Consider the following 13834-nt stretch of genomic DNA (forward strand, 5'->3'; position numbering starts at 1 on the left):
TGGAGGAAAAGGTGGCGCGCGACCGATGCCGCGCGCCGGGATCAGCCGGCATCAGCCGCCATAGATGTCGAAGTCGAAATACTTCTTCGAGAACGTGTCATAGCTGCCGTTGGCGCGGATCGCCTTGATTGCGGCATTCAGCTTTTCCTTGAGCGCGCCGTCTTCCTTGCGCAGGCCGATGCCGACGCCGGGACCGAGAACGGCGACGTCCTCGGCAACGTTGCCCTTGAGTTCGCAGCACGCGCCGGCTTCCGACTTGATGAACGCGTCGAGCGCCAGGGCGTCGGCCTGAACAGCATCGACGCGGCCGGCGGCGAGATCCTGATTTGCCTCGTCCTGCGTCTGATACTCCTTGATCTCGGCAGCGGTCGAACCGAAATGCTTGTTGGCATAATCCTGATGGACGGTCGAAACCTGCACGCCGAGAATCTTGCCCGTCAGGCCCTCTGGCGTCGCGTCGAACTTGTCGTCCTTGCGGCCGATGATGCCGGTCGGGGTGTTATAATATTTGTCGGAGAAGTCGATCGTCTTGAGGCGTTCCTCGGTGATCGACATCGAGCCGACGATCATGTCGATCTTCTTGGTGGTCAGCGCCGGGATGATGCCGTCCCAGGCAACGGGGGTGATCACGCAATCGAGCTTGGCTTCCTTGCAGATCGCCTCGGCGAATTCCACTTCCCAGCCGACCCACTTGCCCGAAGCGTCGAGCGAGGTGAAGGGCGGATAGGGCTCGGCGGCAAAACCGACCTTGACCTGTTCGGCATAGGCCGATGCACCGCCCGTGATGCCGATCGCGAGAGCGAGGGCTGCGATTTTCAAACCGTTTTTCATACTGTTCTCCCAGTTTCTGGTTTGGCTTGTTGATTAGTGGACCGAGCTGATGAAGCGTTTCAGATGCTCGGACTGCGGGTCGCCGAACAGTTGTTCGGGCGGTCCCTGTTCTTCGACGATGCCCTGCCGGAGATAGACGACGTGGCTGGCCACGTTGCGCGCGAATTTCATCTCGTGGGTGACGAGGATCATCGTGCGTTTTTCCTTGGCGAGATCACCGATGACGGCCAGAACCTCGCCCACCAGTTCCGGATCGAGTGCCGAGGTCGGCTCGTCGAACAGCATGGCAAGCGGCTCCACGGCGAGCGCCCGGGCAATTGCCGCGCGTTGCTGCTGGCCGCCGGACATGAAGCCGGGATAGACATCGCGCTTCTCGTAAAGCCCGACCCGCTTGAGGATGGTTTCCGCGCGCGCCATGGCCTGGTCCTTCGGCACGCCGAGCACATGGATCGGCGCCTCGACGACGTTCTGGATCACGGTCATGTGCTGCCAGAGATTGAAGTTCTGGAACACCATGGCAAGCTGCGAACGGATGCGCTGAACCTGCTTGCGGTTGGCAGGCATCAAGCCGCCATGGCCATCCTTCTTCATGTCGATCGTCTCGCCATGAATAGTGATCGTGCCGGCGCTCGGAAGCTCCAGCATGTTGATGCAGCGCAGGAAGGTGGATTTGCCCGAACCGGAACCGCCGATGATCGCGATCACATCGCCTTGCCGGGCTGTCAGCGACACACCCTTCAGGACTTCCAGGGGGCCGAATTCTTTATGCAGATCAGCGACTTGAATCGCTTCCGCCGACTCACTCATGAATACCGCCAATACCGGATTTTGGATCTATCCGTGTTCATTCTTGTTCCCCAGTTTATGTTTTTACGATGAAAGCCACTGGCCTCTTTCGTCGCGTTAAAAATCAGTAAATCACTTGTTCTTAAATTATTCAAGTGTATAATCCACTTTCCGTCACAAGGACCGGATGCAATCGGCCGGTTACCACATTCATGGAGAAAATAATGAACGCCTTCGGTTCTCAGGCGATGTCCAGTCCGCTTGCCCGCGTGCTGATGCGCCGCCCCGGCAAAAGCCTGCTTGAGGCCAATGCGTCCGAATGGCATTACGGTCCGACCTTCGACGGCGAGAGGGCAATCGCGCAGTATGCGAACTTCGCGGCGCTTGTGGAAAAGTCCGGCGCGGTCATCCAGTGGATGGAAGATGCGGGTGACGGCCTGGCCGATTCGATGTTCACCCACGACCCCTCGCTGATGACCGACCAGGGTGCGATCATATTGCGCATGGGCAAGCGGCTGCGGGTGCCCGAGGGCAAGATGCACGAGGATGCCTACAAGGATGCCGGCATTCCGATACTCGGCCGCATCAAGGCGCCGGGCACGGTCGAAGGCGGTGATTGCGTCTGGGTCGATTCGAAGACGCTGGCCATCGGCCGTGGCGTCCGCTCCAACCAGGCCGGCATTGAACAGATGCAGGAAATCCTTAAGCCGCTCGGCGTTACCGTTCTCTGCTTCGACCTGCCGCTATGGCAAGGCGAGGAAGCCTGTCTGCACCTGATGAGCGTGATCTCGCCGCTAGCCGACGATCTGGCGCTGGTGCATGCGCCGCTGATGCCGGCCGCATTCTACCTGCTGCTCAAGGAACGCGGCATCCGCATGATCGTCGCGCCGGCCGAGGAATTCGCCACTTCGAATGGCCTCAACCTCAACGTCCTGCCGACCTCGCCCAAGCATGTGATCATGGTCGATGGCTTCCCGCTGACCAAGGCTGCGATGGAAGCCGAGGGCTGCGTGGTCGAGACCTTCGAGGCCGATGCGCTCTGCATCGCCTGCGAGGGCGGCCCGACCTGCCTTACCCGCCCCGTGCTCAGGGCAGCCTGACATGACGCGGCGGTCCTTCCATCACGAAAGCGTAGAGGTGCGGCGTCAGGACCTGATCGCCGCGACGCTGGATGCGATCGCCGAATCCGGGATCCAGGGTGCGACCGTGCGCGAGATCGCCGACCGTGCCGGCGTGACGCCGGGCCTGATCCGCCACTATTTCGTCAGCAAGGAACTGATGTTCCAGGCTGCCTATCGGGCGATCATGAACACCATGTTCGAGACGGCCAGCGACGCGGCCGAGGAACTCGGCACGGATGCGGTCAGCCGGCTCAGGATTTTCGTCATTGCGAATTTCAAGCCGCCGATCATCGATCCGCGCAACCTGTCGCTCTGGGCGACCTTCATCTCGCAGATCACGGTAGACGAAGCGCTGGCTGCCATCCATCGCGAAGGCTACCTCGCATTTCGCGACAAGCTCGAGGCGCATATCGGCGCCGCACTCGAAGAGACCGGCCGCAAGCTCGCGCCGGGGGAACTACGCTATCTCGCCATCGCCATCAACGGGTTGATGGACGGGCTCTGGCTCGAAGGCTCGATGGCCGCCGACATGTTCGGCGAGGGCGAACTCGCCCATGTCGCGCTTTCATCCGTCGAGCGGCTGCTCGGCATTTCGCTCACTGAGAAGAAATAAACGAAGAAAATCCGGAAAGGAACCGCCATGCGCTATGCATCCATCACCGACAGGCTTTCAGGACTGGGCTCCGGCAAATGGGCGCTGCACATCCAGGCCCGCGCCATGGCCTCCTCCGGCATTCCGATCATCGAACTGACCATCGGCGAACCCGACCTGCCGCCGGATCGGGCGCTGCTCGACGAGGCCGCGCGCGCCATGTATGCCGGCCGCTATAAATATTCCGACGGGCGCGGCGAGCGGCCGGTGGTCGCGGCACTGGTCGAGAAATATCGCAAGCGCCGCGCCGACGTGACCGAAAGCAACATCCTCTGCTTTCCCGGCACCCAGACCGCGCTGTTCGCGGTGATGCTGGGTCTTGCCGAAGCCGGCGACGAGGTGCTGGTCGGCGATCCGCTCTACGCAACGTATGAAGGCGTGGTCGCCAGCACGGGCGCGACGATCAGGACCGTGCCGCTGCGCGCGGAAAACCGCTTCCACATGCAGGCCGAAGACCTGGAAAAGGCAATCACCCCGAAGAGCCGGGTGCTGCTGCTCAACAACCCGCACAATCCCTCGGGCGCAGTGCTCAACCGCGAAGAAGTGATCGCGATCGGTGAGGTCTGCCGCAAGCACGACCTCTGGATCCTCTGCGATGAAGTTTACGAAGAACTGACCTTCGGTTCGGACTTCCACTCGCCGTTCGATTTCCCTGAATTCGCCGAGCGGACGATTGCCGTCGCCTCGATCTCCAAGTCGCACGCCGCGCCGGGCTTCCGCTCCGGCTGGGCGGCCGGCCCGGCCGAGTTCTGCGAGCGCCTGCTGCCGGTTTCCGAGACCATGTTGTTCGGCGTCCAGCCTTTCATCTCGGATATGACGGCGATGGCGGTTTCTCAGCCTTTCGACACGGCGCGCATCATGCGCGAAAACTATGGCCGCCGGGCGAAGCTCGCAGCGGATACCCTGGCCGGCTCCAATGTCATCAAGCCGCTGATGCCGGAGGGCGGCATGTTCATCCTGCTCGATGTCGCGGCCACCGGCCTCGACGGCGAAGCTTTCGCCCGCAAGCTGCTGCGTGAGAAGCACGTCGCGGTGATGCCGGGCGGGTCATTCGGCGAGAATGCGAAGGATTTCCTGCGCCTGTCGCTGACCGTGCCGGATGAGACGCTGGTCGAGGCCGTCGGCCGCATCGCCGATCTGGGGCAGGAGTTGGCGGGGCTGACAGCCAAGCGGGCGTGAGCTACCGGGTGAGACCTTGCTTGAGGCCTCATATTGCTATGGCGGCCAAAGTCGTCGCGGTCGCGCTGCTCGCGTCGGCGCTCTCCAATTGCACCACGTCCGTGAAGGAAGCGCCGAAGCCGGAGGTGCAGGAGCCACCGATCAACTCGCTGGCACTGGAGCAATGCATTGGCGAGAACGGGCAGGAGAAATGTACCGGCGAGGGTGATTAAGGACGCTGCCGCCAAAGACCCGCCCCAGTTAAGCCCCACTCAAACTATTTCCTGTATTCGGACCTGCGTTCGCGCTATAGACCCGGCGTTCCGGCGGGTTGCCGGAGAGGTTGTTATTTCATGCAGCAGACCAAGGCCCTGGTGGAAAAGCCGGACGAAACCTACCCTGATATACTCGATGTCGAGACGTTCGCAGCCGGAATGGAAGCGATCGCCGTTGAGCATCAATCCGACAAGGATGCCCGCCGGGCAGCGTTGCTCGCCTATCTCAGGGGTGTCAGCCAGGAGGGCCGCGCGAGGGCGCGTGAAATCCTTAACCGGGACGGTTCCGGCATGGGATGCGCCCGACGCATTTCGTGGCTCGAAGACCAGATCATCGTCCACACGTTCGATTTCGCGATTCGCCACGTCTTTCCCGCGCCGCACGATATCATCGCGATAACCGCAGTCGGCGGCTACGGCCGCGCGACGCTGGCGCCCGGTTCGGACATCGACCTGCTCTTCCTGCTTCCCGGTAAGCAGACGGCACTCAGCCAGAAGGTCATCGAGTTCATCCTCTATATCCTCTGGGACCTGGGGCTCAAGGTGGGGCACGCGACCCGCACGATCGACGAATGCATCCAGCTCGCAAAGAGCGACATGACGATCCGTACCGCCATCCTCGAGACGCGCTTCATCTGCGGCAATGCCAATCTCGAACTGGAGCTTTCGAGCCGTTTCGACAAGGAAATCGTGCGCGCCTCCGGTGCCGATTTCATCGCCGCCAAGCTTGCCGAGCGCGACACGCGCCACGATCGTTCCGGCAATACGCGCTATCTCGTCGAACCGAATGTCAAGGAAGGCAAGGGCGGCATCCGGGATCTGCATACGCTGTTCTGGATCGCCAAATATTTCTACCGCGTACGCGACACGGCGGAACTGGTCCGGCTGGGCGTTCTCTCGAAATCCGAATATGCATCCTTCCAGAAGGCCGAGGATTTTCTCTGGGCGGTGCGCTGCCACCTGCATTTCCTGACCGGGAAAGCCGAGGATCGCCTGTCCTTCGATCATCAGAGCGAAGTCGCCGAGGCGCTGGGCTACCAGACGCGGCCCGGCCTCTCCGCCGTCGAGCGCTTCATGAAGCACTACTTCCTGGTCGCCAAGAATGTCGGTGATCTCACCCGCATTCTCTGCGCGGCGCTGGAGGACGAGCAGGTCAAGGAACAGCCCGGTCTGTCCGGTGTCATCTCGCGCTTCACCGCCCGCAAGCGCAAGATCGCCGGCACGCAGGATTTCGTCGAAGACAAGGGCCGGCTGGCGCTCGCCAATCCCGATGTGCTCAAGCGCGATCCGGTCAATCTGGTCCGCCTGTTCCACATCGCCGATCTCAACGGTCTGGAATTCCATCCGGATGCGCTGAAAAGCGTTACCCGCTCGCTGCATCTGATCAATGACCACCTGCGCGCCGACGAGGAGGCAAACCGTCTCTTCATCGCCATCCTCACGTCGCGGCGCGATCCGGCGCTGATTCTTCGCCGGATGAACGAGGCGGGCGTGCTCGGCCGCTTCATTCCGGAATTCGGCCGCATCGTCTCGATGATGCAGTTCTCGATGTACCACCACTATACGGTGGACGAGCACCTGATCCGCTCGGTCGAAGTCCTCTCCAATATCGAGAAGGGCCATGACATCGAGGATGTGCCCCTGTCTGCGAACCTCATCAGGACGATCGAGGATCGCACCGTGCTCTATGTCGCGGTGCTGCTGCACGACATCGCCAAGGGCCGCGCCGAGGATCACTCGATCGCCGGCGCCCGCGTCGCGCGCAAGCTCTGCCCGCGTTTCGGTCTCAACCCGAAGCAGACCGAAATGGTCGCCTGGCTGATCGAGGAGCACCTCGCCATGTCGATGACGGCGCAGACGCGCGACCTCAACGACTGGAAGACGATCTCCGACTTCTCAAGCCGGGTCCAGTCTCTTGAGCGCCTGAAGATGCTCTTGATCTTGACGGTCTGCGACATCCGCGCGGTCGGCCCGGGCGTGTGGAACGGCTGGAAGGGCCAGTTGCTCCGCATTCTCTATTACGAGACCGAACTGCTTCTCGCCGGCGGCTTCTCGGAAGTCAGCCGCAACGAGCGCGTCAATCTGGCGCGCGAAAAGCTCATGGAAGCGCTGTCGGATTGGCCGGAGGAAGAACGCAAGGCCTATGTGCGCATGCACTACCAGCCCTACCTGCTGTCGGTGCCACTGGAGGACCAGGTGCGTCACACCGCGTTCGTCCGGAAATCGGACAAGCAGGGCAAGGTGCTCAACACGATGGTGCGCACCGATGCGTTCCAGGCGATCACCGAGATCACCGTGCTGGCGCCCGACCACCCGCGACTGCTGGCGATCATGGCAGGCGCCTGTGCTGCCGCCGGCGCCAACATCGCCAATGCGCAGATCTTCACCACCGCATTCGGCCGCGCGCTCGATACGATCCATATCAGCCGCCAGTTCAAGGACGACGAGGACGAATTGCGCCGGGCCGGCACGATCTCGAAGATGATCGAGGACGTGCTTTCCGGCAAACGCCGCTTGCCCGAGGTCATCGCCACCCGCACGAAGAACAAGAAGAAGGACAAGACCTTCACGATCGTGCCCAGCGTCACAATCTCCAATTCGCTGTCGAACCGCTTCACCGTCATCGAGATCGAATGCCTCGACCGGACCGGCCTGCTCTCGGATATCACCTCTATGCTGGCCGATCTCTCGCTCGACATCGCCTCGGCGCGCATCACCACCTTCGGCGAGAAGGTGATCGACACATTCTACGTCACCGATCTCACCGGCGAGAAGCTCAACAACGAGAACCGTCAGGCACTGGTCGCCACCCATCTCAAGACCGTGATGGCCGAGGATGGCGCCGATGTGAAGCGCGTCGCGCCGGGCGTCGTCACGCCGCTTACGCCAAAGGGCGTGGCGGTGAAAAAGCCGGTGCCGCAGTCGTGAAAAATCAAACAAGACCCCGCCCCAACCCCTCCCCACAAGGGGGAGGGGCTACATCGGGTCGCCGCCTCACACCGACAGCACAATTGCAACATGTGGGAATGGTGCCGCCGAGGGACGGGAGGTGCCGCAGGTTAGCCCCTCCCCCTTGTGGGGAGGGGTTGGGGCGGGGTCTTTCTCATCTTCGATCGCCGTTCCACGCAAAAGTTCAATCTTTGTTGGGCGCCGCTACATGAGCCTCGTCAGGAAATTCATGACGGTCGGCGGCGCCACGCTCGGCAGCCGGTTCTTCGGCTTCGCGCGCGAAATGCTGATGGCCGCCGCACTGGGTACCGGGCCGATGGCCGATGCCTTCTACGCCGCGTTCCGGTTCCCGAACCTCTTCCGGCGCCTTTTCGCCGAGGGCGCCTTCAACGCCGCCTTCGTGCCACTATTCGCCAAGGAGATCGAGGGCGGCGGCAAGGAGGCGGCCAAGCGCTTCTCGGAGGAAGTCTTCGGCGTCCTGTTCACGGTGCTGCTGCTGATCACGATCGTGATGGAACTCGCCATGCCGCTGATCGTACGCACCGTCATCGCGCCGGGCTTCGAGGCCGGCAGCGAGAAATACGAGGTGACCGTCAAGCTCGCCATCGTCATGTTCCCCTATCTCATGTGCATGTCGCTGACGGCAATGCTGTCGGGCATGCTCAATTCGCTGCATCATTATTTCGCCGCAGCAGTCGCTCCGATCTTCCTCAACGTCATGATGATCGCGGCCCTCGGTTACGGGCTTTATACCGGCGCCGATCCGCTCGCGACCGCCTGGTATCTCTCCTGGGGCGTGTTGGTCGCGGGTCTGTTGCAGATGGCTGTGCTTTACGTCGGCGTGCGGGCAGCCGGCATGTCGATCGGTTTCAAGCGGCCGCGCATGACGCCGAACGTCAAGCGGCTGCTGGTGCTGGCGTTCCCGGCCGCGATCACCGGCGGCATCACGCAGATCAACCAGCTCATCGGCCAGATGATCGCCTCGACCAAGGAGGGCGCGATCTCGGCGCTGCAATATGCCGACCGCATCTACCAGCTGCCGCTCGGCGTGGTGGGCATCGCGGTCGGCGTCGTGCTGTTGCCGGAACTGTCGCGCGCACTCCGTGCCGGGCACCATGTCGAAGCCTCCAACATCCAGAACCGCTCGCTGGAATTTTCGCTATTCCTGACGCTGCCCGCCGCAGCTGCGATCTGGGTGCTTTCGGACGAGATCATCCGCGTGGTCTACGAGCATGGCGCGTTCAACCAGGCAACGACAGCCACGGTCGCCGGCATCCTCGCCATCTATGGCCTCGGCCTGCCGGGCTTCGTGATGATCAAAGCGCTCAATCCCGGCTTCTTCGCCCGTGAAGACACCAAGACACCGATGCGCTTCACCATGGTCTCGGTCGCGGCCAATTGCGCACTGGCGCTCTCGCTTTTCCCTTTCTTCGCCGAACGCGGCATCGCCACGGCGGAAGTCGTCTCGGGCTGGATCACCACGACATTGCTGTTCGTGACGCTCGTCCGTCGGGGCCATTTCGAAGTCGAGCGCGCCTTCGTCTGGCGGCTGGTGCGGCTGGTGATCGCGGCTGGCGTGATGGCTGCGGTGCTCGAACATGCCTCGATCTACGCCGCCCCCTACATCTCGCCGAAATCCGGCTTGATCGAGGAAGTGCTCACCGTGCTCGCGTTGATCAGTCTCGCCATGGTCATCTATTTCGGCGTTGCCTTTGCGATCGGTGGGGCGAGCCTCGGCATGCTCCGGCGCAATATGAAGCGCAAGGCGGATACGCCGGCGGTGGCAGCAGACCAGCCACCACAGGATTGACCTCATGACCAACCAATCCCTCTTTCTCGTCGCCCTTGTCGTGCCGGAGTATGACGCCGCGATTGCCTTTTACTGCGGTGCACTCGGCTTCACACTGGTCGAGGACAACGGCCTCGACGACGAAAAGCGCTGGGTCGTGGTGCGCCCGCCGGGCGGCAATGGCGCGAGCATTCTCATCGCCAAGGCCGTTGGCCAAGAACAATCAAGCGCGATCGGCAACCAGACAGGCGGCCGGGTAGGCTTCTTTCTCTCGACCGATGATTTCGCGCGGGATCACAAGGCCTATCTGGCGAAGGGCGTGATCTTCGAGGAGGAGCCGCGGCATGAGGTCTATGGCACCGTGGCTGTGTTCCGCGATCCCTTCGGCAATCGCTGGGACATGATTCAGCGCGCGACTTAGGGCCCTTGGGTCTTAAGTCAGCAATACCGCCAGCGCCGTTTCGGCCCGACATCCACATGCACCAGCCCGTTGCAATATGTCCCGATGCCGCCGATGTTCGGCGCGGTCTTCGCCGCCGCGATGATGCGGCTCACCGACACGCCCGGCACCCTTATATCCGCCGCCTCGCATTTGCGATGATACGACCCGCGCCGGCCGCCGTGGCGGTGGCCTGATGTGACGATCGGGCGGCCGCCGGTCTTTCGCGCGATATGGGCGAGCACCATGTTCAGCTGTTCCGGAAAGCAGCCGGCCTTCACGCTCACCCGCTGCAGCGCATAGCCATAAGACACCTTGTGCCGTTTCAGCTTCATCGTCTGGCGGGTCTTCGGGCCGGCCATGGCATCGGTATTGACGGTGGCATTGGTGCTGAGCGCGATGAGGGCCGCAAGGGCAAGCGAGGTGGTCTTACGCAATACAAATTCCTTGTTTTATTTTGAACGCTTGGCGGGCCCGCCGAAAAGTTCCATCGCAGGGCATAAAAATCCTAAAAGCGGCATTTTTGAGAATTGCTTTTGCGCGCCGCATTGTGGCGTCCCGGGAGTCATTTTCCGGAGGACTTCAAACGCCGTTCAGCGCTACTTGATTGTGCGGTTCGCCCGGTGCATAAGCCCGCGCGTCAGCAACATGGGCCTTTGGCCCCGCGGACAATATGATGCTCCGGGCTGAGCCGAAGCATCATATTGTCCGCTAACTCGAAAGTGCTGCTGCTTCCTTGCGCGTCCAGGGGACGCGCGGCGCAGCAGAGGCCCTCCACAAGCCTAACCGAGGAACATATCCATGGGTGAATTCAACAAGCTCGTATTCTCCGGCGTGCAGCCGACCGGCAATCTTCATCTCGGCAACTATCTCGGCGCGATCAAGAAATTCGTCGCGCTGCAGGAAGGTTCGGACTGCATCTATTGCGTCGTTGACCTGCATTCGCTGACCGCGCAGCTGGTCCATGATGACCTGCCGGGTCAGATACGCTCGATCGCAGCGGCCTTCATCGCCTCCGGCATCGATGCCGAAAAGCACATCGTCTTCAACCAATCCGCCGTGCCGCAGCATGCCGAGCTTGCCTGGATATTCAATTGCGTCGCCCGCATCGGCTGGATGAACCGCATGACCCAGTTCAAGGACAAGGCCGGCAAGGACCGCGAGAATGCCTCACTTGGCCTGCTCGCCTACCCCAGCCTGATGGCGGCCGACATTCTCGTCTACCGCGCCACCCATGTTCCCGTCGGCGACGACCAGAAGCAGCATCTGGAACTTGCTCGCGATATCGCCATGAAGTTCAATCTCGATTTCAAGGACGGCATCAGACGGGTTGGCCGCGGCATCGACATCACCGTCGGCAACGAGCCGGTGCATGCCTATTTCCCGATGGTCGAGCCGTTGATCGATGGCCCGGCGCCCCGCGTCATGAGCCTCCGCGACGGCACCAAGAAAATGTCGAAATCCGATCCGTCGGATCTTTCGCGCATCAACCTGATGGACGACGAGGACGCGATCTCCAAGAAGATCCGCAAGGCCAAGACCGATCCGGATGGCTTGCCGTCGGAGACCGAAGGCCTCAAGGGCCGGCCGGAAGCCGACAACCTCGTCGGCATCTATGCCGCACTCGCCGGCAAGACCAAGACCGAGGTGCTCTCGGAGTTCGGCGGCCAGCAGTTTTCCGTCTTCAAGCCGGCGCTGGTCGACCTCGCCATATCGAGCCTTTCGCCGATCACCGGCGAGATGCGGCGGCTGATGGACGACACCAGCCATATCGACGCCATCCTCAAGAAGGGCGGCGAAAGGGCGCAGGCCCGGGCCGATGTCGTGATGAACGAAGTCAGAGACATCATCGGCTTTCTGCGCTAAAGATCAGCCCAATATTGCTGGCTCGGTCACAAGCCGGGCCGGCCGATCTGAAGAGGCCTGGGAGGCAGCCGTCACATGGTATCGACACGTCAGTCGCGGCTGGAAGGCCACCGCCGCAAGTTTCTCGCCGTCATCGATGAGACGCCCGAAAGCACCCATGCGGTGCGCTATGCCGGCATGCGCGCCAAGAATTCCAATGGCGGCCTGGTGCTGCTCTATGTGATCTCGGATGCCGATTTCAACCAGTGGATCGGGGTCGCCGAGGTCATGCGGGCCGAGGCGCGCGAGGAGGCCGACGCCATCATGGCTAAGGTCGCGCAGGAAGTACGCGAGAAGATCGGCCATGAGCCCGAACTGATCATCCGCGAAGGCAAGGCGACCGACCAGATTCTGCAATTGATCGAGGAGGATCGCGATATCGCAATCCTGGTGCTTGCAGCTTCGAGCGGCAAGGAGGGTCCCGGCCCGCTGGTGACATCAGTCGCCGGACGCGGCACGCCCTTCCCGATCCCGGTCACGATCGTCCCCGATACGCTGACCGAGGAAGAAATCGACGCGCTCGCCTGAGACTTGCCCCGGGATTATTCCTGACAAAAACATACTTGTTTTTGCCGCCAACGAGCATGATATGCCTTGCACGATGCGCGCAAAGAGCATATTTATTGGAATAATTCTAAAGTACAAACCTGACGTTCTCCGGCCTTGACCCGTGAGCAGCACTTGGAGCGACCGATGTTCATTCAGACCGAAGCCACGCCGAACCCGCAGACCCTGAAGTTCCTGCCGGGCAAGATCGTGCTCGAAGACGGCACCGCCGATTTCCGCAATGTGGACGACGCGGCTGCATCGCCGCTGGCCGAGCAACTGTTTGGCATTCGCGGCGTGACCGGCGTCTTCTTCGGCTATGATTTCGTGACCGTCAGCAAGGACGGCGCCGATTGGGCGCATCTGAAGCCCGCCATCCTCGGCGCGATCATGGAACACTACATGTCGGGTGCGCCGATCATGGGCTCCGCACACGACCAGGACGATATCGATGCCCAGGGCGAATTCTTCGAGCCGGGCGACGAGACGCTTGTCGCGACGATCAAGGAACTGCTCGAAACCCGCGTCCGCCCGGCGGTTGCGCAGGACGGCGGCGATATCACCTTCAAGGGCTATCGCGACGGCACCGTGTTCCTCAACATGAAGGGCTCTTGCGCCGGCTGCCCGTCCTCGACCGCCACGCTGAAGCACGGTGTCCAGAACCTGTTGCACCACTTCATTCCCGAGGTCCGGGAAGTCGAAGCCGTCTAACGGCGGTTTCATTTTCCCATGATCCTCGTCATCGACACGTCAGGGCCTGTGTGCGCGGCCGGCATTTATGATGCCGGTTCGAACGCGTTGATCGCATCGATCTCCGAAACGCTGGGCAAGGGCCACGCCGAGCGGCTGATCCCGATGATCGACGAAGTGCTGACCCAGGCCGGCATGACACTGCAGCAGATGACACGGATCGCGGTGACGGTCGGCCCCGGCTCGTTCACCGGCATCCGGGTGGGTGTGGCTGCGGCACGCGGTCTTGCGCTGTCGCTCGGCATTCCCGCTGTCGGCGTCACGACGCTTGAGGTCGTCGCCGAGCAGGTTCTGGAGATCGGCCCGCCCGCCCCGGTCGTTGCCTCGATCGATGCTAGACGCGACGAAATATTCGCCCAGGTCTTTGCCCCCGATGGCGAGGCGCTGACCGAGCCCGGGGCCTATACCTATGATGATGTCCGCGCCATCGTCGCCCGCTTCGACGGCATCCTGGCGGGCTCAGGCGCGGCCGCCCTCGACGGTGTGGCCCATGACGCCGATGCCTATCCGCTTGATCGCATCGGCCGGATCGGCGCGCGTTTACCCGACGATACAAAGGCAAGCCCGGTCTATATCCGTGGCGCCGGCGCCAAGCCGCAGGTCGGTTTTGCGATCAAGCATGTGTGATTTGCG

General features: G+C 62.0%; 14 protein-coding genes. 11 read left to right on the plus strand and 3 right to left on the minus strand.

What is annotated here, in order from left to right; genetic code table 11:
• Positions 1-51: 51 nt before the first annotated feature.
• Positions 52-831: a transporter substrate-binding domain-containing protein gene (locus tag ACSQ26_RS22985; RefSeq protein ID WP_436013015.1), complete on the minus strand. Its 780-nt coding sequence runs from the start codon at positions 829-831 to the stop codon at positions 52-54.
• Between the two features lie 33 nt (positions 832-864).
• The gene (locus tag ACSQ26_RS22990; RefSeq protein ID WP_436013017.1) at positions 865-1638 is read right to left on the minus strand and encodes an ABC transporter ATP-binding protein; all 774 of its coding nucleotides are present in this window, start codon (positions 1636-1638) and stop codon (positions 865-867) included.
• Positions 1639-1841: 203 nt separating this feature from the next.
• Between ACSQ26_RS22990 and ACSQ26_RS22995 the strand changes: the two genes are divergently transcribed.
• The 7 genes from ACSQ26_RS22995 to ACSQ26_RS23025 all read left to right on the plus strand — a co-directional run bounded on the left by ACSQ26_RS22995 (position 1842) and on the right by ACSQ26_RS23025 (position 9982).
• Positions 1842-2717, plus strand: a complete 876-nt coding sequence (locus tag ACSQ26_RS22995) for a dimethylarginine dimethylaminohydrolase family protein (protein ID WP_436013019.1) — start codon at positions 1842-1844, stop codon at positions 2715-2717.
• 1 nt (position 2718) lies between these two features.
• On the plus strand, positions 2719-3351 hold the full coding sequence (locus ACSQ26_RS23000) for a TetR family transcriptional regulator C-terminal domain-containing protein (RefSeq protein WP_436013021.1): 633 nt from the start codon (positions 2719-2721) through the stop codon (positions 3349-3351).
• 27 nt (positions 3352-3378) lie between these two features.
• Entirely contained in the window at positions 3379-4569 is a 1191-nt protein-coding gene (locus ACSQ26_RS23005) for a pyridoxal phosphate-dependent aminotransferase (protein ID WP_436013023.1), read from the plus strand.
• 38 nt (positions 4570-4607) lie between these two features.
• Positions 4608-4781, plus strand: a complete 174-nt coding sequence (locus ACSQ26_RS23010) for a hypothetical protein (RefSeq protein ID WP_436013025.1) — start codon at positions 4608-4610, stop codon at positions 4779-4781.
• Between the two features lie 120 nt (positions 4782-4901).
• Entirely contained in the window at positions 4902-7751 is a 2850-nt protein-coding gene (locus ACSQ26_RS23015) for a [protein-PII] uridylyltransferase (RefSeq protein WP_436013027.1), read from the plus strand.
• A gap of 229 nt (positions 7752-7980) precedes the next feature.
• Complete coding sequence (murJ, locus tag ACSQ26_RS23020; protein ID WP_436013029.1) at positions 7981-9582, plus strand: murein biosynthesis integral membrane protein MurJ; 1602 nt, start codon at positions 7981-7983, stop codon at positions 9580-9582.
• A 4-nt stretch (positions 9583-9586) separates the two neighbouring features.
• Positions 9587-9982, plus strand: a complete 396-nt coding sequence (locus tag ACSQ26_RS23025) for a VOC family protein (RefSeq protein ID WP_436013031.1) — start codon at positions 9587-9589, stop codon at positions 9980-9982.
• A gap of 17 nt (positions 9983-9999) precedes the next feature.
• Here ACSQ26_RS23025 and ACSQ26_RS23030 read toward each other — a convergent pair whose 3' ends face one another.
• Entirely contained in the window at positions 10000-10362 is a 363-nt protein-coding gene (locus ACSQ26_RS23030; RefSeq protein WP_374990061.1) for a YcbK family protein, read from the minus strand.
• Positions 10363-10801: 439 nt separating this feature from the next.
• Between ACSQ26_RS23030 and trpS the strand changes: the two genes are divergently transcribed.
• The 4 genes from trpS (at position 10802) to tsaB (ending at position 13828) form a co-directional block, all read left to right on the plus strand.
• Positions 10802-11866 carry a tryptophan--tRNA ligase gene (trpS, locus tag ACSQ26_RS23035; RefSeq protein ID WP_436013033.1) on the plus strand — a complete coding sequence of 355 codons (1065 nt, stop codon included), beginning with the start codon at positions 10802-10804 and terminating at the stop codon, positions 11864-11866.
• A gap of 75 nt (positions 11867-11941) precedes the next feature.
• Complete coding sequence (locus ACSQ26_RS23040) at positions 11942-12433, plus strand: universal stress protein (protein ID WP_436013035.1); 492 nt, start codon at positions 11942-11944, stop codon at positions 12431-12433.
• Positions 12434-12598: 165 nt separating this feature from the next.
• Complete coding sequence (locus tag ACSQ26_RS23045) at positions 12599-13162, plus strand: NifU family protein (protein WP_258159541.1); 564 nt, start codon at positions 12599-12601, stop codon at positions 13160-13162.
• Positions 13163-13180: 18 nt separating this feature from the next.
• The gene (gene tsaB, locus ACSQ26_RS23050) at positions 13181-13828 is read left to right on the plus strand and encodes a tRNA (adenosine(37)-N6)-threonylcarbamoyltransferase complex dimerization subunit type 1 TsaB (RefSeq protein ID WP_436013037.1); all 648 of its coding nucleotides are present in this window, start codon (positions 13181-13183) and stop codon (positions 13826-13828) included.
• Positions 13829-13834 lie beyond the last annotated feature (6 nt).

Source organism: Rhizobium sp. LjRoot254, assembly GCF_964254105.1.
Lineage (GTDB): Bacteria > Pseudomonadota > Alphaproteobacteria > Rhizobiales > Rhizobiaceae > Rhizobium_E.

Excerpts from the sequence above, each read along its gene's own strand:
- ACSQ26_RS23030 (WP_374990061.1), bottom strand. The coding sequence starts at position 10,362 with ATGGCCGGCCCGAAGACCCGCCAGACGATGAAGCTGAAACGGCACAAG.
- ACSQ26_RS23000 (WP_436013021.1), top strand. The coding sequence starts at position 2,719 with ATGACGCGGCGGTCCTTCCATCACGAAAGCGTAGAGGTGCGGCGTCAG.
- tsaB (WP_436013037.1), top strand. The coding sequence starts at position 13,181 with ATGATCCTCGTCATCGACACGTCAGGGCCTGTGTGCGCGGCCGGCATT.
- trpS (WP_436013033.1), top strand. The coding sequence starts at position 10,802 with ATGGGTGAATTCAACAAGCTCGTATTCTCCGGCGTGCAGCCGACCGGC.
- murJ (WP_436013029.1), top strand. The coding sequence starts at position 7,981 with ATGAGCCTCGTCAGGAAATTCATGACGGTCGGCGGCGCCACGCTCGGC.
- ACSQ26_RS23015 (WP_436013027.1), top strand. The coding sequence starts at position 4,902 with ATGCAGCAGACCAAGGCCCTGGTGGAAAAGCCGGACGAAACCTACCCT.
- ACSQ26_RS22995 (WP_436013019.1), top strand. The coding sequence starts at position 1,842 with ATGAACGCCTTCGGTTCTCAGGCGATGTCCAGTCCGCTTGCCCGCGTG.
- ACSQ26_RS23025 (WP_436013031.1), top strand. The coding sequence starts at position 9,587 with ATGACCAACCAATCCCTCTTTCTCGTCGCCCTTGTCGTGCCGGAGTAT.
- ACSQ26_RS23045 (WP_258159541.1), top strand. The coding sequence starts at position 12,599 with ATGTTCATTCAGACCGAAGCCACGCCGAACCCGCAGACCCTGAAGTTC.
- ACSQ26_RS23005 (WP_436013023.1), top strand. The coding sequence starts at position 3,379 with ATGCGCTATGCATCCATCACCGACAGGCTTTCAGGACTGGGCTCCGGC.
- ACSQ26_RS23040 (WP_436013035.1), top strand. The coding sequence starts at position 11,942 with ATGGTATCGACACGTCAGTCGCGGCTGGAAGGCCACCGCCGCAAGTTT.
- ACSQ26_RS22990 (WP_436013017.1), bottom strand. The coding sequence starts at position 1,638 with ATGAGTGAGTCGGCGGAAGCGATTCAAGTCGCTGATCTGCATAAAGAA.
- ACSQ26_RS22985 (WP_436013015.1), bottom strand. The coding sequence starts at position 831 with ATGAAAAACGGTTTGAAAATCGCAGCCCTCGCTCTCGCGATCGGCATC.
- ACSQ26_RS23010 (WP_436013025.1), top strand. The coding sequence starts at position 4,608 with ATGGCGGCCAAAGTCGTCGCGGTCGCGCTGCTCGCGTCGGCGCTCTCC.